Below are 19,202 nucleotides of genomic sequence, written 5' to 3' on the forward strand. Positions count from 1 at the left end.
TCTATATGGCATGATTTCGTTCCCTCTTGTTACAAAGATTGATCTTGTAAAAAGGCAACGCCTGCGTCCGTTATGGCTGTTCCTGATCGGCCTTTTCCAACATGAATGTAACCTTTTTGTTGTAGCTTCTGAAGTCTCAATCGAACCTGTTGCTCAGATAGAGGTGTTCGTTGTGTGATTTTACTCCGACTTGCTCTGCCTTGATGTTGGTTGAGATTGTAGATTACTTGTAGGAGCTCTAGTTGCTCTTGCTTTTCTATAATATCTTCTTCGGCTATGGGATGCGTAGGTCCGGGTTGATAAGATACAGGGGTTGGTAGATCCTCTTTCTTTAATTCATTGGATTCACGGACGGCTAGCATATAGGAGATTGTATTTTTTAGTTCGCGAATATTACCGTTCCAAGGATTCAACTTTAATTGATTCATAACTGTAGAGGAGATGTGGATATCCTCATGCGTTTGTTCTTTTATAAACATGGTCGCAAGTCTTGGGATATCTTCTGCTCGTTCTCGTAATGCTGGCAAAGATAACGTTAACACTTTTAACCTATGATAGAGGTCCTCTCTGAAGTTTCCTTTCTCAATAAGTTTGAGGAGGTCTTTGTTTGTTGCAGCCACAATGCGGACATCGATGGGGATATTTTTATTCCCTCCTATACGCCGAATTTCCATCTCTTGAATGACGCGTAGAAGCCTTGCTTGCATCTTCACGCTGACATCGCCAATTTCATCAAGGAAAATAGTGCCCCCATCCGCTTGTTCAAATAACCCCATCTTTCCTCCCTTTTTAGCTCCCGTGAAAGCTCCTTCTTCGTATCCAAATAGTTCACTCTCTAGCAAGTCTTCAGGTAAGGCGCTAAAGTTAACCGCCAAAAAAGGTTGGTAGCTTCTAGATGAAACGTTGTGGATTGCATTTGCATAAAGTTCCTTCCCTGTTCCGCTTTCTCCTTGGATGAGGACAGGGAGTTCTGTTTGGGCAAGACGGTTAGCAATCTGCTTTGTTTTTAGAACGATTGGGCTATTCCCGATGATATCGTCAAATGTATACTTGGCGATATAGCCTTTTTGAAGGAGGTCGTGCCGGGCTGCTTTTTGCATAGAGATAGTCTCGTCTGTATTCTTGAAAATAATCACGGTCGTATCTTCTTCACTTAAATGGAAGCGATAAACCATTAAATTCAATCCGTTAATGGTGAAGTAACGACTCGTTTCATTGTTTTGAAAAATAAACGATTGAAGAGAATCTTGTTTAATAATAGATTGAATGTGTTTCTGGATTGCATGAACGGAAGAAACGCCGATATACTGTTCCGCCACTTGATTAAATACAGTTATCTTTCCTCTTGAGTCAAACGCTACGACACCGTCATTCACTCCATCAACCACATGTTTTAAATGTTGATTTAATAATGTAGTCTGCTGGTTCACAAGAGATAGGCGATGACTAAGTTCGATGATCTTTCTTGTATAACGGTCGGATATCTCTCCGCCTAAAGCTTCTTTAAGGTTAAAGTGCTCTAGAACCTCCATAAGAGTGGTGATGTCGATCAGACGAACTCCGATGTTGATCTTCTGTGTAGCAGAATCAGGGATTAAATGGACTTCACCTGGTGTGATGGCCGTTTTTATGGTCTGCTGATTAGGAGTAAGGGTCTTGCCAGGATAATAAGGAACGTAGTGGATGTGTTGTATGCCGATTTTTTGAAGCGTCTTAATTGATTCATCTGCAGTTTGAGGAAAGTCATTTACGTACAAAACTCTCTCTCCTTGTGGAAGTTCAAAGAGTTGGTCGATATATTCATAGTTTGTGGTACGGCGAGCTACGATGACTTTACACCCTTTTCCAATTACGTGCTGAACTTCTTTGTCTATGATAGCAGATGAGTAGATAACGAGTTGATCTGTCAGTGTATCTGGTAAACGATCTTCTGAGGCGTAACTATGAATGGTGATAAATTCTCCAAGAATATTGTTTAGTTGTTCGTGAAGCGTATGTTGCGTTTCTGTTGTCCCGGCTAATAAGACGAGTTCTTGGTTTCTCATTGAATATCTCCTTTTTAGGTTGTTGTTGGTTTAATTATAACACCCGAAAAAAACGAAATAACGGATTCCGTACCGACGTAGACCAGAAAATTCAGATTTTTAATTTGGCATGATTTTTGCATCTGTTTAAGATAAGACCATTACAGGGAGGAATGAAGATGGGGAAAGACCAAAGAGAACCTAAGAAAGGGATAACGGTGCCTCATACGTACGTTATTATCTTTTTTGTGGTTGTACTGGCAGCTGTTCTGACGTATGTAGTGCCAGCTGGTGTATTCGAGACGAAAGAGGTCACGTATGAGAAAGGTGGAGAAACGCAAACCGAAACGGTCCTTATTCCAGATAGCTTCAGTTATGTTGAAGGCGAACAGGAAGGGACGAGTTTGTTTGAATCTGGAGGAGGCGCTGGTTTCTTGAACTACGTCTTTGAAGGACTCGTCTCAGGGAGTAAATGGGGCTCTGCTGTAGGGGTGATCGCTTTTATTATCATTGTTGGCGGTGCTTTTGGAATAATTATACGTACCCGTGCGATTGAAGAGGGTATCCTTTCTGTTATTGATAAAACAAAAGGAAAAGAAGGGCTGATTATACCAATCCTGTTCTTTCTCTTTTCTTTAGGTGGAGCGGTATTTGGTATGGGGGAAGAAGCGATTGCTTTTGCGATGATCCTCGTTCCTTTAGTTGTTGCACTTGGTTATGATGCGATTACGGGAGTTATGATTACGTATGTAGCCACTCAAATTGGATTTGCCACTTCGTGGATGAACCCTTTTGGAGTAGCTATTGCTCAAGGGGTGGCAGGGGTTCCGGTATTCTCTGGTGCACCTTTTCGAATTGCAATGTGGGCATTTTTCACGCTGTTAGGGATTGCTTATACATGGTGGTACGCAAATAAGATTCGGAAGCAGCCAACTCGCTCACTATCGTATCAATCTGATGAGTATTTCAGGGAAGACTTTAAATCAAGAGACTTGGATGTCCATTTTAAAACAGGCCACATTCTTGTTCTGTTCACCGTGTTGGCCGGTATTGCATGGATTATATGGGGCGTTGTTGAGCATGCTTACTATATTCCTGAGATCGCAAGTCAGTTTTTCACGATGGGACTTGTAGCAGGTATTATTGGAGTCATCTTTAAATTAAATAACATGCGAGTAAACGATATTGCTGATGCTTTTGCTAGTGGAGCAAAAGATTTACTGCCAGCAGCATTGGTTGTAGGAATGGCGCAAGGAATCGTGATTATATTGGGTGGAGACAATCCTTCAGAACCCTCTATATTAAATACTGTGTTATATGGGGCGGGGCAGCTCTTTGATGGTGTGACTCCGGCTATTTCAGCTTGGTTTATGTATGTGTTCCAAACCGTATTCAACTTCTTTGTCGTGTCTGGTTCTGGGCAGGCTGCTTTAACAATGCCTCTCATGTCACCACTTGCTGAACTTGCGGGTGTAACAAAGCAAGTGGCTGTCCTCGCTTTCCAACTAGGAGATGGCTTTGCGAATATTATTGTACCAACATCTGCGGCTCTTATGGGATCATTAGGGGCGGCGAGATTGGAATGGGGGACTTGGTTTAAATTTGTTATTAAGTTCTTCATCGTCTTATTTATGGGAGGATCCTTGTTCGTTATCGGAGCTTCTTTACTTAACTTTGTGTAGGCAGCAGGAAAGGTGTGAGAATCTATGCTAACTCTTATTCAGAATGGCGATGTATATGCGCCACATTATTTAGGAAAAAAAGATATTTTACTCGTGGATCAAAAAATTGGAGCGATCAGAGATTCGATCCCGGTTCCAGAGGATTTTGTGGATATGAAAGTTATTGATGCAACAGGGAAAAGAATTGTTCCTGGTTTTATTGATTCCCATGTACACATTACAGGAGGAGGTGGAGAGGGGAGCTACAAGACCCGAACGCCAGAACTTCAGTTAACAGATGCTACGCTTAGCGGAGTCACGACTCTTGTAGGTGTATTAGGGACAGATGGCACTACCCGGACGATGACAAACCTTGTTGCAAAGGCGAGAGCGTTGCGAGAGGAAGGAATCAGTTGCTATGCTCATACAGGTTCTTACCAGGTTCCTGTAAGGACGTTAACGGGCAAGATCGAGGATGACCTCATTTTAATTGACCTTATTATTGGGGCAGGCGAAATTGCAATAGCTGATCACCGCTCTTCCCAACCAACTGTTGAGGAATTAGCGAAAATTGCTTCACAAGCCCGTGTGGGTGGGATTCTTTCTGGTAAGGCGGGGGTTGTAAATATTCACGTCGGTGATAGTGAAGATGGGGTTACGATCCTTGAAGAGATTGCCGGTCGAACAGATATCCCGATTAAACAATTTTACCCGACCCATATGAACCGGAATCCGCAGCTTTTTGAGGCAGGTATTCAATACGCGTTAAAGGGCGGTTATGTTGACTTTACTACAAGTACCATTCCGAAGTTTCTTGAGGAAGGGGAAGTGAAATGTGGTCGCGGGCTAAAAAGGATGCTTGAAGCGGGTGTGCCTGTAGAGCAAATCACGTTTACTTCAGATGGCCAGGCAAGTTTACCTGACTTTGACGAAAAGGGAGACTTTATTGGCTTGAAGTTAGGAAGAGTTGATACGCTATATAAAGCTGTGAGGGAAGCGGTGATAGAAGAAGGTGTGGAGCTAGAAGTAGCAATCCAAACGGTTACGAGTAGTCCGGCTCAGATTCTAAAGCTTACTCATAAAGGAGAGCTGGCAAAGGGGAAAGATGCGGATCTTGTCTTACTTGATGAAGACCTTCAGGTGGATGCGGTATTTGCCCTTGGGAGGCTTATGGTTGAGGGGAAAGAAGCTGTTGTTAAGGGTACGTTTGAATAGATTACATTTTTACGATCGAACGACCAGAGAATTAACTCTGGTCGTTTTTGTAGTTTATGAAAGTCTGGGGGATAGGGGTCTAATCCGTTCCATTATGGGGAAGCGTGTATGTAAAAGGACCGAAGGGATTGATCAGATGAAGTATATAGTAGTTGGTATATTAGTTCTATCTTTAGTTGCATGTCAGGCAGAAGAGAAAAGTCAGGAAGCTGAACCTGTTACGAAGGACCAAACGGACAGGGGAGAGGTTATTGCAAAGAACCTTGATGTGCCTTGGGATATCAATAAAGTGGGGGATTCATTTTATATTAGTGAGCGTCGCGGATCGATCGTGAACGTCCTGGCAGATGGAACGAAAGAAGAGATGCCTCTTCGTTTAGAGAAGCAAGTCGTTCAGCAAGGGGAAGGTGGTTTGCTTGGCTTTTTGCTTCACCCTGATTTTGATGCTAATCGTTTAGCGTTTCTTTACCATACGTATGAAGATCAAGGACGATTCAATCGGGTGATCACGGTGAAACTTGAGGGTGACGTTTGGACGGAGCAGGATGTTCTTATTAACCGAATTCCAGGTAGCAATATTCATAATGGTGGGCGTTTAGAGATTGGGCCCGACCAGTTTCTTTATATCTCGACAGGGGACGCTGCGAATGAGAGTAGTGCGCAGGATCGAAATAGCCTGGCGGGTAAAATTCTGCGAATGAATCTTGATGGATCAATTCCTTCAGATAATCCTTTTACTAACTCGTATATTTACAGTTATGGTCATCGAAATCCACAAGGAATGACGTGGGCAGAGGATGGTACGATGTATGCAGCTGAACATGGCTCTAGAGCTTACGATGAAATAAATCTAATTAAAAAGGGTTCAAACTATGGCTGGCCTGTGATTCGTGGAGATGAGCAGAAAGCGGGTATGGAGAAACCCTTATTTCACTCTGGAAAGGACACTTGGGCTCCTTCGGGTTTGAGATACAATAATGAAAAACTCTATATGGCCGGGTTGCGAGGTGAGCAGATAAGGGAATTTGATTTAAAGAAAGGGACATCTCGTATATATAAGGATGGAGTCGGTCGTGTACGCGATTTGATGATAGAAGAGAATGCTCTGTACTTTGTAACGAATAATACGGATGGAAGGGGCACCCCAGAACCTGATGATGACAAACTCTATCGTGCTGATATGAAGGATCAGTCGTAGTAAAGTGTCACATTCACCCAGTCAAAAGAATACACTAACATCGACTTAAGAAACATAAAGGGGAGATAAATGTGTATCAACAGCAACCATTTAATATGCAAATGCCACAGCAAGGTATGGGCCAAGGAAACGGAATGCAAATGCCACAGCAGGGCATGGGTCAAGGAAACGGAATGCAAATGCCACAGCAGGGCATGGGTCAAGGAAACGGAATGCAAATGCCGCAGCAGGGCATGGAGCAAGGAAACGGAATGCAAATGCCGCAACAGGGCATGGAGCAAGGAAACGGAATGTCGCCTTCTCAAAATATGAGCATGAAAGATAAGCAAAATCAAGCAAAGAGCCACATGCATTACTTTGTAATCATTGAAATGCAAGATGGTGCTCAATATGAAGGGATAATTGATGAAGTAGATAAAGAAAATGTCTACATGCTTGTTCCAATGGGTGATGAGGAAGATGATGAATCGCCAGATGAGCGCCAGTTCGGATATGGAGGATATGGCGGTTACGGAGGATACGGTGGTTATGGATATGGTTATCCAAGACGCTTCCGTCGCTTCAGAAGATATCGTTTCCCGTTCTTCGGAATTGGCCGTTTGTTCTATCCGTTCTTCCTTTAATCAAACGTTTGATCAATAAATTAGGAGGCCCTAAAATGGGCCTCTTTTTAATTGGAATCCACCTCCCATAAATTACTGTCTATCCCCAGTGGAAAAAGTCTTGCTGTAAAACGCTTGCACGTACTATACTCTTCTATGGTAATATGCGTGATTAATGAAAAGAGATCGAGAGGAATACATCGTGGAATTCTTAACAACAACATTTGAACAGATTAACAGCTTTTTATGGGGGCCTGTTATGCTCCTGTTCCTTCTTGGGACAGGTGTTTGGTTAACGATACAGCTTGGATTCATTCAAGTTCGCTTTCTAGGAGAAGGGTTTAAACGAACATTTGCCCCGTTGTTTAAAAAGCAGGAAGAAGACGGAATTAATTCGTTTAAAGCACTTGCTACATCCATTTCAGCACAAGTAGGTACGGGAAACCTTGCTGGTGTGGCGACGGCAATAGCTGCCGGTGGCCCTGGTGCAATATTCTGGATGTGGATTAGTTCCTTCTTTGGCATGGCGACGATTTTCGCTGAAGCGGTACTTTCGCAAGTGTATAAAGTGAAAAAAGGAAATCAGGTCTATGGTGGTCCGGCTTATTATATAAGAGATGGTCTCGGTAGTCGCTGGCTTGCAGGCTTTTTTGCGATTGCCATCATATTCGCTTTAGGATTTGTAGGGAACATGGTTCAATCCAATGCGATTACTGTGGCGATGAATCAGGCGGTGGGCAACCATTCGCAATTTTTTAACGTAGCTTTAGGCGTCCTTATTGCCTTCTTTGTTGGGCTCATTTTATTCGGAGGCATTAGCCGTATTTCTACATTCGCTGGGAATGTTGTTCCGGTTATGGCGCTGCTTTATATTATCGGTAGCTTAGCCATTTTATTTCTTCATGCCGATCAGGTTATCCCAACGCTTGGACTCATCGTTCAATCAGCCATTAGCCCAGAAGCAGCCGGTGGTGGTGTGCTTGGTGCGACGATTAAAGAAGCGGTGCGGTACGGAATTGCGCGTGGACTATTTTCAAATGAAGCAGGTATGGGTTCAACGCCACATGCTCATGCTGTTGCAAACGTGAAGCACCCAGCTCAACAAGGGTTAGTTGCGATGGTTGGTGTGTTTATTGATACAGTCGTTATATGTACGTTAACAGCTATGGTTGTATTGTTAACAGACGCTCATAAATCGGGATTAGAAGCGAGTGCGATCACGCAAGAAGGATTTGCGCGAGGGTTGGGATCATTCGGGACGCCGTTTATCGCAATTTGTTTACTTTTCTTCGCATTTACAACGATCCTGGGATGGGCTTATTTCGGAGAAGTGAATGTGAAGTTTCTGTTTGGAGAAAAAGGTGTTCCGGTTTATCGAAGTATTGTTTTAATTTGCATTGTATTAGGAGCTCTCGTTCAAGTTGATTTTGTTTGGGAAATGGCTGATACGTTTAACGCTTTAATGGTCATTCCAAATATTCTTGCTCTCATTGGATTAACGAAAATGATAAAGAAAACATGGAAGACATATTTACATGACTTCCGCTAGATAAACAAGAAGGGGACAGGCCCCCTGTAGCGTGTTAACGTGCTACAGGGAACCTGTCCCCTTCTTGTTTCTCATCTTGTTCTTCTTGAGGATCTGCTTTTGTAATAGAGATCCCAGTGTACCCGTAGAATAAATTGATGCCGATTACGAGATAAGCAAAGAAGATAAATGGTATGAAGCTATAAGGGCTAACATTTGTGATGTTGCTGACAAACAGTGCCGTTACTCCCCATGGGACCAGGTTGATCCCTACTGTACCCGCTGCTTCAACCGTACGAGATAAGTTCTTAGGATGAATCCCTTGTTTCTCGTAAGCTTTAGCCATGGCGCGAGATGGGAGAATAACAGATAAATACTGCTCACCACTCGTAAAGGCAACTACAAGCGTTGAGAGTACTGTTCGTAAAACGAGTGATCCTGTGGATTGGATCGTATTGACGATACGATTTAATAGAACGGTGAAAATGCCTGTCCCTTCAAGTACACCGCCAAGTGCTGTTGCGGCGATGATTAAACCAATTGTCGGAAGCATGGATGTCACGCCTCCACCTTGATCAAATAAAGCATTTAATGTCTCTGAACTTGTGCTTGGAGCGAAGCCATCGGTCATAGCACCCATAATTTGAGCAAGTGAACTACCTTGAACGAAGAAGGCGACGATTCCGCCAATTACGCTCACGATCACAAGAGAGGGAACAGCTGGCAATCGCTTCACGATTAACACGATCGTAATGACCGGCAAAGCTAGAAGCAATGGATGAATGGTAAACGTGTCTGTTAGGCCATTCATGATAGAAGAAATCTTCTCTGATTGCCCGGCCTCTCCTCCTGCGTTTAAACCAAGGAACCAGAATAAAATTAAACTAATGGCGAATGCAGGGATCGTATCCCAAAGCATGTGTCGCACGTGATCAAAGAGGTTTACCCCAACCATAGCAGGGGCGATATTGGTTGTATCAGATAGCGGTGAAATCTTGTCGCCGAAGAATGCCCCTGATACTAATGCGCCGACAATAAATGGGTCTGGTATCCCCATCCCGGCTCCAATAGCCATAAATGCCACACCAACTGTTGCAATGGCAGTAAATGAACTTCCGAGTGTAATGGCCACTATGCCTGTTGTTAAGGCAATGGTAGGAAGAAATAGACTCGGTTTAATAAATTCCAATCCGTAATAAATAATAGAAGGGATCGTGCCGCTTAACATCCACGATCCAACGATGGTACCGATAATAAATAGGATGAAGATAGCAGGCAAGGCCCGTGAAACACCGGTTTTCATATATTCTTGTAGCTCGTCCCAAGAACGTCCTATAATCATTCCAACGATACTCGTAGCAACAATTCCGATGATTAATGGCAGGAACATTCCTAACTCATTTGGAATGGAGTACGCAGCCGCTGCAATAAGAGCTGCGGGTGGGAACAAAGCTAGTAGAAAGCTAGGTTGTTTATTCATAGAGTGCATTCCTTTCATAGGAGAAAATCTAAGATGTATGCAATTTACTTTAGTCCTTTTACGCTTTTACTCACTAAAACATTTTACGTGCATCAGTCTGAATTGTCAACTTGAGGGTGGAGCGATAGTTGGGAGGTTGAGTGTCACGGCTAGAAAGCTGGGCGTTACGGCAGGAAAAGCTGACGGCTAGAAAGTTGTGAGCGAGGGCTAGAAAGAACGAACGACGAACAGAAAGCAGATCACCACGGCACAAAACTCCAAAACATAAAAAATTGTCCTAACCATGTTAGGACAATTTTAGCTTTTCTTATTTTGCAGCTTTTTGAAGTTTTTGGATCATTTGTAGAGAACGGCCAGTACCGATTGCGACAGATTCCAATGGGTTTGGAGCAAGGTGAACCGGAACGGAGATCTCGTTGCTTAACCATTCTTCCATACCATTTAGTAATGCACCACCGCCTGTGATGACAACACCGTGGTCTACAATGTCGCCGCTTAGCTCAGGAGGGCAATCTTCTAGGGTAGCACGGACGGTTTCGAGAATGTTTTCAAGATTTTCACGTAAGGCAGATTGGACTTCTCCAGAGCTTAGTGTGATTGTCTTAGGTAAACCAGTTACCATATCACGGCCGCGGACTTCCATCGTGAGTTCCTCGTGATCAACTAGTGCATAGCCGATGTTAATCTTTATTTCTTCTGCTGTACGTTCACCGATCAGTACATTATAGTTTCGACGTACGTGTTGAACGATCTCTTCATCCATAGTGTCTCCGCCATTTCGAACCGAGCGGCAGGATACGACACCACCAAAGGAGATAATGGCTACTTCACTTGTACCACCGCCGATATCAAGCACAACGTTTGCGACAGGATCGCTTACAGGGAGGTCAGCGCCAATCGCTGCTGCTACAGGTTCTTCGATTAAGTGAACGTGTTTTGCGCCGTAACTTTTTACAGCGTTATGGATTGCGCGACGCTCTACTGATGTGGAACCAGATGGGGTGCAAATGACAACGTTCGGTTTACGCATAGAAAGGCCCATCTTCTTACTGACCTTTTTAAGCATTTCTTTTAACATTTGAGCGGTAATGTCGTAGTCGGCAATCACACCTTCTCGAAGAGGGCGAATCGGGACGACATTCTTAGGAGTTTTACCGACCATTTGTTTAGCTTCTTTCCCGACAGCTAAAACATTTTTAGTTTGTGTATCAATAGCTACAACAGAGGGTTCGTTTAAGACGATCCCTTTATTTTTAGAATAGATTAAAACGTTCGCAGTACCTAAATCAATACCAATTTCTGCATTAGAAAACATATGTAGCGTTCCTCCAATGATGTATTTCTTCCTATAGTTATTCGCCTATAAGCCAAGTTTTATGGGGGTGTCAGATGTCGTGATTTGTGCACAATATATTCCAAGATCGCTAAAGAAGAATGAGGTTTAAAGGCATAAAAAAACAGAGAGCGCTAGGGCTCTCTGTTTTTCAAGCAACCTTACTTAGCAGCTTTGCCGAAGTATAGGTTTGCAAGAATGTGCTTTTTATAGCTTTCAAGCTTACGGCCTTCGTAACGGCTCATGCCAGCTTTTTTAAGTTCGTTAACATACCAACCTTTGCTTCCGATATGCATGGCTAACATCCTTTCTTCTATAGCATTTAATAAAGAGCATTAATCATCGTTGTCATTGTACCATCTTTCCCAAGCTAGTGAAAGGGTATCCCTTTATTTTTTATATAGGTGGCTAGTACAAAAGTGAGTGCTGATGTTAAACTATTGGGAGTAGGTAAGGTATAGGAAAGGGTGTAAGGTGTGACATCACAGCACTATTTGTCATATGAAGACATTTTAAAACGTATTGAATTGTTAAATGAACAATACGAGTTGAATGATAGATATTTTGCATCTATTACGGATCAGCTATTGGCTAGCGAACGTTCAGCTGATGAAATCGTAATGGATGGGTTTCAGCAGTTTCTTCAACAAGTTAATGAAGAAATGAGTAACATGGAGCAGTTCATGGATGTTAAGGCTTCTTGTTTTATGGGGTGTGCGTTTTGTTGTTACTTCCCCATTATCATTACGGAATTAGAAGCTAAAACGATGAAGCGGATTATTGATCATTGGCCGGCAGATCGTAGGCAGCGTATTATGGATCATTTAGAAAAGTGGCAGGATACGTATAAAGAGGAAATTGAACATGTAACGTCGATTGATCATGAGAATGATCCTGAATTTAAGAAGAAATATATTGCCTCGCAGGTTCCATGTCCAATGCTAGATACAGAAAGCAATATGTGCATGGCTTATGAAATTAGGCCGATTCCGTGCCGGACATATGTGAACTATGCAGACCCACAAGTTTGTGCAGATAACTATATGCCAAAGGAAACGATCAGTTACGAATTCCTCTATGATTTTTATATGGGATCTCTAAACGAAGTTCTTCAAGAGTTGTATGAAGATGGGGAAGAGATGTTCATAGACTATCCGTCAGATGTGTGGAACTATGATTACTTGGCAAACTGGGCCAAGCAGTGGATTGCAGAAGAACAACAGAAATAATGTAACAACTTGTTTACAAAGCCTCCCTTTATGTTACAAGGGAGGCTTTCTTCTATAGTCGTCAATAGCATTTCCTTTAAAAATCATACTACTTAAGGATATATATGGAATGGTTATTGGTTCTGTTTAAATCTTTGTTCGTTTCTGGTGTATCAATAATTGAGCCACTTTTTTGATAATAGGAGTGATCTCAAAAAGTCGCTTGAGTTAATTCCTCCCAAAAATATTACATGGAATCCAGTGGTATGATGAATGTGTTCCAAACAAAGAACTCTACAGGAGGAGATCACATGTTTAAAAAAGTCACAATAACAACTGCTCTTGCAGCATCTCTTATGGCAGGGGGCGTTATGCAATCTGACGCACATGCCCAGTCTCAAGATTCAGTGAAGACGAAGACGTTCCAATTTGAAAGTGGACAACAAGTCAGCCAAGAACAACTAGACCAATGGATGAACGATTTTCTATCAAACTATGAAATAAAATGGAATCAAACAACCGAACCATCAATAGAAAAACCTCAACAAGAGAAGTCTGAACAACAAGAGGAAGCAACGCCTGCACAAACTCAACAGCAAGCACAAGCTCCTCAACAACAGCAAGAGCCTGCACAAACTCAACAGCAAACTGAACAACAACAAGAAAATGCACTGAGTCAGTTTGAGCAAAAAGTGGTGGAACTTACGAACGAAGAGCGAGCAGCGCAGGGCTTAGAACCGCTTACGATTGATAAAGAGTTAAGCAACGTAGCTGAGAAGAAGTCTCAAGATATGGCCCAAAATGGATACTTCTCTCATGATAGCCCAACGTACGGTTCTCCATTTGATATGATGAAGCAATTTGGTATTGAATATCGCACAGCCGGTGAAAACATCGCCAAAGGCCAACAAACCCCTCAAGAAGTGGTAGATGGGTGGATGAATAGTGAAGGTCACCGTGCAAATATCTTAAACGAGAACTTTACACACATTGGTGTTGGTTTCGTTGAGAATGGAAACGTTTGGACACAACAATTTATTGGGAAGTAAGATCTTTGCTCCGGGTCATACCCGGGGCATTTTTTTATGCCAAGCAGGGAACGTTAATAGTTGGATAGTTTATGATGGGAAAGAAAACGATTAACCATATTTGTATCGGGTATATGTATTGTATAAAGTGAACTACGTTACAACTTCTTGACAATCCATGTGGATCCGTTTACTCTTAAAAGTAAACATATGACTTGGATTGTGACTGACTCGATCAGGCAAGACCTAAAACGTAGCTAACTTCTACCCGTTTTAGGTCTTTTTAATTTCATAAAATATTCTGAAAAAAGGGTGACCTAACATGTTAAAGAAATTATTCGGTAAAAAAGACAAAGTATCAGAAGAAGTACTAGTAGCGCCATTAAACGGTAAGGTATTAGATCTTGAAGAAGTACCAGACCCTGTTTTCTCTCAAAAAATGATGGGTGAAGGACTTGCAATTGAACCTGCAGATGGGAACGTTGTCGCTCCAATCGCTGGTGAAATTGTTCAGTTATTCCCGACAAAGCACGCAATTGGTATCAAAACTGAAGGTGGACTAGAAGTACTTATTCACATCGGTCTTGAGACTGTAAGCATGGAAGGTGACGGTTTCGAAGGTCACGTTGAGGTTGGAGATAAAGTAAAACCAGGTGATTCTTTAATCACATTCGATATGGATAAAGTAAAAGAAAAAGCGAAAAGTACAATTACACCAGTTATTATCACAAACAGTGACGAAGTTGAGAATATGGAGCGCTTAAATAGCGGTGAAACAACAAAAGGTGAAACTGAACTACTAAAAGTAACAGTAAAATAATAAGTTAGCCGCCATTTGCTTCATCAAAAGTTGTGTTTATCATGGAAAACTGCCATGATGAACACAACCTTTTATTTTTTAGAAACGTATAGGAGGTGGCGGCGATATGAAGATTAACAAAATCTTAAATAATAATGCGGTAGTCGTTAAAGAAGATAATCAAGAGAAGATTGTTATGGGAGCAGGAATTGCATTTCAAAAATCAAAGAATGATGTAATCAGTCAATCAAAGATTGAGAAGATCTTTGTTATGTCTGATGGCAACAAGAAATTCCAGGAACTGTTGAAAACGCTACCTGAAGATGTCATTGAATTAGCAGAGGAGATTATCAGTTATGCGGAGGGTTTCTTGAAAGTACCCCTCAGTGACCATATTCACATAACCTTAACCGATCATATATCCTTTGCTGTAGAGCGTTTAAGGCAAGGCTTTCGGATCCAGAACAAACTTATAACGGAAATTAAGACCCTTTATGCTCAAGAATTTTCAATAGGGTTATGGGCCATTGATCTCATTGAGAAACGGACTGGCGTACCAATTCCTGAGGACGAAGCCGCCCATATTGCCTTACACATTCATACAGCAAAGCTTGGGTCAAGTACAATGGAGAATACGATGAAGCATACAACGATGATTAATGAAATGATCGGAGTATTAGAAGAAGAGTCAGGCTCTAAGGTGGATCCTGAAGGGATTTCCCACCAGCGTATGGTAACGCACCTTCACTTCGCCCTTAATCGTATTGAAACAGGAGAACCTTTTCATGATATGGACCCGGATATGCTTGATCTCATTCGGACAAAGTATGAAGGGGCATTTGTGTTATCTCAGAAGATGGCCCAGTTTATAAAACAAGAGTATGAAATCACATTCCCTGATTCCGAAATTGGGTATATTGCTCTTCACATCCAGCGAGTACTAGAACGTACCTAAACTGGAAAGGATTTTTAGGATAAAAGTATTGCATACCGACAACGCTTACATTACAATGGGGATACAAACTAATAAAGCAGGATTGTTACTGTTTTGGCAGGCAAGACCTAAAGTGTTTACAAGGGATACGTGTATCCTATGTAGATAGTTTAGGTCTTGCCTTTTTTATTTGTTAGAGACGATTTGGTTAACTTAATTTGAAAAGGGAGGAAAGCAACATGGACTACAAAGATATAGCTAAGAAGTTAGTTCCGTTGTTAGGTGGAAAGGAAAACGTTGTTAGTGCGACTCACTGTGCAACACGTCTTCGCTTGGTAATTAGTGACGAAAGCCAAGTCGACCAATCTGCCATTGAAGAACTTGATGGGGTTAAAGGGGCCTTCTCAAGTTCAGGTCAGTATCAAATTATTTTCGGTACAGGAGTAGTTAACAAAGTATTCCAACCGTTTGCTAAAGAATTAGGCATTGAGCAAGGTGAGCAAAAAGAAGGTGTCGATCATAAAGAGGCAGCTAAGCAAAATATGAATCCATTTGCTCGTTTCGCTCGTATGCTTTCGAATATTTTCGTACCGATTATTCCGGCAATCGTAGCCAGCGGTATGTTAATGGGCCTTCTTGGGTTAATGAGGGCTTATGAATGGGGAGATCCAGACGGTGCGATCTTTACCATGTTAGATATGTTCTCATCTGCTGCCTTTATTATCTTACCGATTCTAATTGGTTTTAGTGCAGCGAGAGAGTTTGGGGCTACCCCTTATCTAGGTGCTGTTATTGGTGGTATTATGACGCACCCGGCGTTATTAAACGCTTGGAATTCAGGAACAGCTGAGATTCCTACAATGGATTTCTTCGGCTTTTCCATTGAAATGTTAGGGTATCAAGGTACTGTAATCCCGGTATTATTAACCGTTTATATCATGAGTGTACTCGAAAAGAATATCCGTAAAGTGGTCCCAGGCGTTATTGATTTACTTGTTACACCATTCTTAACCGTTATCTTAACTGGTTTCGCGGCATTGCTTGTAGTTGGACCAGCCGGACGCTTGCTTGGCTCTGGTATTACGACGGTTCTAGATATGGTTTATGGAACAGCGCAAGGATTAGCTGGTCTAGTATTTGGTGGTACGTATTCCCTTATTGTACTAACGGGTGTACACCACAGCTTCCACGCAATTGAAGCAGAGCTTTTAACTAAAGCAGGTAACTACCTTCTACCAATCTGGGCGATGGCAAACGTAGCTCAAGGTGGTGCTGGTCTAGCTGTATTCTTCAGAACAAAGAACAAGAAAACAAAAGAAATTGCACTTCCAGGTGCTGTTTCCGCCTTCCTTGGTGTAACAGAGCCAGTCATCTTCGGTGTTAACTTGAAGCACCGTCGTCCATTCATCGGTGCGATGATTGGTGGTGCTCTAGGTGGCTTCTACGTTACCTTTACAGGTGTAATAGCGAATGGTATTGGTTTAACTGGACTACCAATGATTGCTTTAACAACAGGTTCTGACACGCTAAATTATATCATCGGACTTGTCATTGCTATCGGTGGTGCCTTCTTAGCAACATTACTGCTAGGTTGGAAAGAAGAGAAAAAATAGAACAAATGAACAAGAAGTCAGGCCAGGTTGCCTGACTTCTTTTATTCATAAAGGACATAAGAGCTCGTTTTTGGTAATCTGTAAATATGGAACTCGTGAAGGGAGATAGAACCATGACAAAAGGCATTATTAGTTTGGGAGAGGCGTTAATTGACTTCATCCCATTAACAAGTGAGAACACGGAATATCAGAAAAGCCCAGGGGGAGCCCCGGCAAACGTTGCAGTAGGCTTAGCGCGTCTTGGGGCTAAATCAACATTTTTAGGTAAAGTAGGAGATGATTCATTAGGTCACTTCCTAAAAGATACTCTTACTTCTTATGGTGTGAAAACAGATGGTATGACATTTACTCAAGACGTACGAACAGGCGTCGTGTTTGTATCGCTTGCAGCGAATGGAGAGCGGAGCTTTGAATTCTTTATAAATCCAAGTGCAGACCAAATGCTTCAAGTAAATGACGTGGAAGAGTCTTTATTTGATGAACATCGTGTTCTTCACTTTGGAACCATTTCGATGATTAATGAACCAGCAAAAGAAGCTACAAAGCATGCTGTTCAGGTAGCGCGTGAAAAGGGGCTGGTTGTCTCCTTTGACCCGAATCTTCGTATGAGCTTATGGTCCTCTGAAGAGCAGGCAAAAGAAGCCATCATCTCTATGCTTGATCAAGTTGACGTGCTGAAAGTTTCAGAGGAGGAACTTGAGTTTATTACAGGTGAGAAAGACATTGAAGCCGGAATCAAGCAAATTAATGAGAAGTACGACATTCCATTTATGCTTGTTACGTTAGGTGGGGACGGTAGCTATGTTGTTACAAATGGAGAGATTGCTAAAGTTGAGGCTATGAAAGTGAACGCTGTCGACACAACAGGGGCAGGAGATGCTTTTGTATCTGGCATCCTTTATGCCATTAATGAGACGGATGCTAGCATGGAAGATCTTTCGATTGAACAAGCTGTTGATATGGCGAAAATGGCCAGCGTATCAGGTGCACTTGCAGCCTCGACTAAAGGTGCTATGACAGCTTTACCAACCATCGAACAAGTAAAACAACACGTATCTTCCTAAGGAGGGACTCTTGTGTCTCAAAGAGATAATCAGCTTCGCCAAGAGGCTTATGCAGAAATCGAGAAATTTCGTGATCAAGTAGAAGCCGATCCTCATCGTCTTCGCTTTCACATCCAGCCGCCTGTAGGGTTGTTAAACGACCCGAATGGATTTGTTCAATATAATGGAACGTATCATATGTTTTATCAGTGGATGCCATTTAACACAGGGCATGGTGCAAAATTCTGGGGCCATTACTCATCTCTTGATCTAGTAAACTGGCAGGCAGAACCGATTGCTCTAACACCTTCTGAATGGTTTGAGAAGAATGGGTGCTATTCCGGAAGTGCTGTTGAAGCGAATGGATTGATGAACTTGTTCTATACGGGGAATGTAAAAGATGAAGACGGCAACCGTGAAAGCTATCAAGTGTTAGCAACATCAGAAGATGGAATTCATTTTGAGAAGCAAGGTGTCGTATTAGAATTACCTGAAGAATACACCGCCCACTTCCGCGATCCAAAAGTGTGGAAGCATGGCGAGTATTGGTATATGGTTGTTGGTACACAGAATCACGATCTACAAGGACGTGTTGCGCTGTTCCGTTCATCTGACCTTGAAAATTGGGAGCACATGGGCGTTGTAACTGGCGCTCATACAGATCAACTAGATGATTTCGGTTTTATGTGGGAATGCCCAGATTTGTTTGAACTAGAGGACAAGCACATTTTAGTTGTATCTCCTCAAGGATTAGAGGTACAAGGCAATCATTATCAAAATGTTTATCAATCTGGCTACTTTGTGGGCGATATGAATTACGAAACAGGGAAGCTTGAGCATGGATCGTTCAAGGAGCTTGATCAAGGGTTTGAATTTTATGCTCCTCAAACTACTGTAGATGATCAAGGCCGTCGCATTTTAGTTGGCTGGATGGGTGTACCAGACCAGGACGAAGAACATCATCCCACGATTAAGCATAAATGGATTCATACGCTTACTCTTCCAAGAGAGCTGATGCTTGATGGGGACAAGTTGATTCAGAAGCCTGTAGTGGAATTAGAGAAGCTTCGAAAAGAAGAAATCTCTTACGAACGCGTGGAATTAAACGGAGTAGAAACAACGATTGAAGGAATCGAAGGGGATGCCTTTGAACTTCAGCTTGGGTTTGAACGCAACCATGCAGATGTGTTCGAACTAACGCTACGAAACAATGCGCGCGTTGTGTATCACAAGCCAAGTGGTGAATTAACCCTTGAGCGTAAACGATTTGAAGATCGTAGAGTGGAATCAAGGACGTGCAAGATTGATGAATTAGAAGACCTTCGCTTGTTCGTAGATACATCTTCTGTAGAGATGTTTGTGAATGGTGGAGAAGAGGTCTTTACAGCTCGTTACTATCCTGAGCAAGAGAATCGTTCCGTTTATTTTGCTTCTTCAGGCGAGCTGACGTTAAATGTTTCTCATTGGAATCTATAAGGAATAGAATCATCTAAAAGACGCCTTTTGGGCATAACCCAAAGGCGTCTTTTGTTTATT

16 protein-coding genes are annotated in these 19,202 nt (G+C 42.3%); 12 read left to right on the forward strand and 4 right to left on the reverse strand.

Annotated features, from left to right (window positions below):
* Nucleotides 1-29: 29 nt before the first annotated feature.
* Nucleotides 30-2,045 (reverse strand): sigma-54 interaction domain-containing protein, encoded by a 2,016-nt coding sequence (locus ACYX4O_RS02330; protein ID WP_476354232.1) that lies wholly within the window; start codon nucleotides 2,043-2,045, stop codon nucleotides 30-32.
* Between the two features lie 158 nt (nucleotides 2,046-2,203).
* Between ACYX4O_RS02330 and yfcC the strand changes: the two genes are divergently transcribed.
* The 5 genes from yfcC (at nucleotide 2,204) to ACYX4O_RS02355 (ending at nucleotide 8,249) form a co-directional block, all read left to right on the forward strand.
* On the forward strand, nucleotides 2,204-3,706 hold the full coding sequence (gene yfcC, locus ACYX4O_RS02335; RefSeq protein WP_476354234.1) for a putative basic amino acid antiporter YfcC: 1,503 nt from the start codon (nucleotides 2,204-2,206) through the stop codon (nucleotides 3,704-3,706).
* A gap of 24 nt (nucleotides 3,707-3,730) precedes the next feature.
* On the forward strand, nucleotides 3,731-4,900 hold the full coding sequence (gene iadA / locus ACYX4O_RS02340; protein WP_476354236.1) for a beta-aspartyl-peptidase: 1,170 nt from the start codon (nucleotides 3,731-3,733) through the stop codon (nucleotides 4,898-4,900).
* Nucleotides 4,893-6,098, forward strand: a complete 1,206-nt coding sequence (locus ACYX4O_RS02345) for a PQQ-dependent sugar dehydrogenase (RefSeq protein ID WP_476354238.1) — start codon at nucleotides 4,893-4,895, stop codon at nucleotides 6,096-6,098. Before iadA ends, ACYX4O_RS02345 begins: the two co-directional genes overlap by 8 nt.
* Before the next feature lie 71 nt (nucleotides 6,099-6,169).
* Nucleotides 6,170-6,721, forward strand: a complete 552-nt coding sequence (locus ACYX4O_RS02350) for a hypothetical protein (protein ID WP_476354240.1) — start codon at nucleotides 6,170-6,172, stop codon at nucleotides 6,719-6,721.
* A gap of 181 nt (nucleotides 6,722-6,902) precedes the next feature.
* A complete protein-coding gene (locus ACYX4O_RS02355) occupies nucleotides 6,903-8,249 on the forward strand; it encodes an alanine/glycine:cation symporter family protein (RefSeq protein ID WP_476354242.1) in 1,347 nt (448 codons plus the stop codon).
* Between the two features lie 34 nt (nucleotides 8,250-8,283).
* On the opposite strand, the gene nhaC is transcribed toward ACYX4O_RS02355, so the two are convergent.
* From nhaC to ACYX4O_RS02370, 3 genes are all read right to left on the reverse strand, one after another.
* Nucleotides 8,284-9,708, reverse strand: coding sequence for a Na+/H+ antiporter NhaC (gene nhaC / locus ACYX4O_RS02360; RefSeq protein WP_476354244.1), 1,425 nt, complete (start codon nucleotides 9,706-9,708; stop codon nucleotides 8,284-8,286).
* Between the two features lie 307 nt (nucleotides 9,709-10,015).
* Nucleotides 10,016-11,023, reverse strand: a complete 1,008-nt coding sequence (gene mreBH, locus ACYX4O_RS02365; RefSeq protein WP_476354246.1) for a rod-share determining protein MreBH — start codon at nucleotides 11,021-11,023, stop codon at nucleotides 10,016-10,018.
* Nucleotides 11,024-11,202: 179 nt separating this feature from the next.
* Nucleotides 11,203-11,337 (reverse strand): YflJ family protein, encoded by a 135-nt coding sequence (locus tag ACYX4O_RS02370; RefSeq protein ID WP_207529048.1) that lies wholly within the window; start codon nucleotides 11,335-11,337, stop codon nucleotides 11,203-11,205.
* Between the two features lie 180 nt (nucleotides 11,338-11,517).
* Between ACYX4O_RS02370 and ACYX4O_RS02375 the strand changes: the two genes are divergently transcribed.
* The 7 genes from ACYX4O_RS02375 (at nucleotide 11,518) to ACYX4O_RS02405 (ending at nucleotide 19,142) form a co-directional block, all read left to right on the forward strand.
* Complete coding sequence (locus tag ACYX4O_RS02375) at nucleotides 11,518-12,270, forward strand: YkgJ family cysteine cluster protein (protein ID WP_476354248.1); 753 nt, start codon at nucleotides 11,518-11,520, stop codon at nucleotides 12,268-12,270.
* Nucleotides 12,271-12,560: 290 nt separating this feature from the next.
* Nucleotides 12,561-13,298, forward strand: a complete 738-nt coding sequence (locus ACYX4O_RS02380) for a CAP domain-containing protein (protein ID WP_476354250.1) — start codon at nucleotides 12,561-12,563, stop codon at nucleotides 13,296-13,298.
* A 301-nt stretch (nucleotides 13,299-13,599) separates the two neighbouring features.
* Nucleotides 13,600-14,097: a PTS sugar transporter subunit IIA gene (locus ACYX4O_RS02385; protein WP_476354252.1), complete on the forward strand. Its 498-nt coding sequence runs from the start codon at nucleotides 13,600-13,602 to the stop codon at nucleotides 14,095-14,097.
* A 106-nt stretch (nucleotides 14,098-14,203) separates the two neighbouring features.
* Nucleotides 14,204-15,031: a PRD domain-containing protein gene (locus ACYX4O_RS02390; RefSeq protein WP_476354254.1), complete on the forward strand. Its 828-nt coding sequence runs from the start codon at nucleotides 14,204-14,206 to the stop codon at nucleotides 15,029-15,031.
* 218 nt (nucleotides 15,032-15,249) lie between these two features.
* Nucleotides 15,250-16,623: a sucrose-specific PTS transporter subunit IIBC gene (locus ACYX4O_RS02395; RefSeq protein WP_476354256.1), complete on the forward strand. Its 1,374-nt coding sequence runs from the start codon at nucleotides 15,250-15,252 to the stop codon at nucleotides 16,621-16,623.
* Nucleotides 16,624-16,736: 113 nt separating this feature from the next.
* The gene (locus ACYX4O_RS02400) at nucleotides 16,737-17,687 is read left to right on the forward strand and encodes an aminoimidazole riboside kinase (RefSeq protein ID WP_476354258.1); all 951 of its coding nucleotides are present in this window, start codon (nucleotides 16,737-16,739) and stop codon (nucleotides 17,685-17,687) included.
* 12 nt (nucleotides 17,688-17,699) lie between these two features.
* A complete protein-coding gene (locus tag ACYX4O_RS02405) occupies nucleotides 17,700-19,142 on the forward strand; it encodes a glycoside hydrolase family 32 protein (protein ID WP_476354260.1) in 1,443 nt (480 codons plus the stop codon).
* The last annotated feature ends 60 nt before the right edge of the window (nucleotides 19,143-19,202 follow it).

Source organism: Pontibacillus sp. ABV4_188 (assembly GCF_056311905.1).

Bases quoted from the DNA above. Each gene is read 5' to 3' on its own strand.
- ACYX4O_RS02400 (WP_476354258.1), top strand. From the start codon at position 16,737: ATGACAAAAGGCATTATTAGTTTGGGAGAGGCGTTAATTGACTTCATC.
- ACYX4O_RS02380 (WP_476354250.1), top strand. From the start codon at position 12,561: ATGTTTAAAAAAGTCACAATAACAACTGCTCTTGCAGCATCTCTTATG.
- ACYX4O_RS02330 (WP_476354232.1), bottom strand. From the start codon at position 2,045: ATGAGAAACCAAGAACTCGTCTTATTAGCCGGGACAACAGAAACGCAA.
- mreBH (WP_476354246.1), bottom strand. From the start codon at position 11,023: ATGTTTTCTAATGCAGAAATTGGTATTGATTTAGGTACTGCGAACGTT.
- ACYX4O_RS02370 (WP_207529048.1), bottom strand. From the start codon at position 11,337: ATGCATATCGGAAGCAAAGGTTGGTATGTTAACGAACTTAAAAAAGCT.
- nhaC (WP_476354244.1), bottom strand. From the start codon at position 9,708: ATGAATAAACAACCTAGCTTTCTACTAGCTTTGTTCCCACCCGCAGCT.
- ACYX4O_RS02390 (WP_476354254.1), top strand. From the start codon at position 14,204: ATGAAGATTAACAAAATCTTAAATAATAATGCGGTAGTCGTTAAAGAA.
- iadA (WP_476354236.1), top strand. From the start codon at position 3,731: ATGCTAACTCTTATTCAGAATGGCGATGTATATGCGCCACATTATTTA.
- yfcC (WP_476354234.1), top strand. From the start codon at position 2,204: ATGGGGAAAGACCAAAGAGAACCTAAGAAAGGGATAACGGTGCCTCAT.
- ACYX4O_RS02385 (WP_476354252.1), top strand. From the start codon at position 13,600: ATGTTAAAGAAATTATTCGGTAAAAAAGACAAAGTATCAGAAGAAGTA.
- ACYX4O_RS02395 (WP_476354256.1), top strand. From the start codon at position 15,250: ATGGACTACAAAGATATAGCTAAGAAGTTAGTTCCGTTGTTAGGTGGA.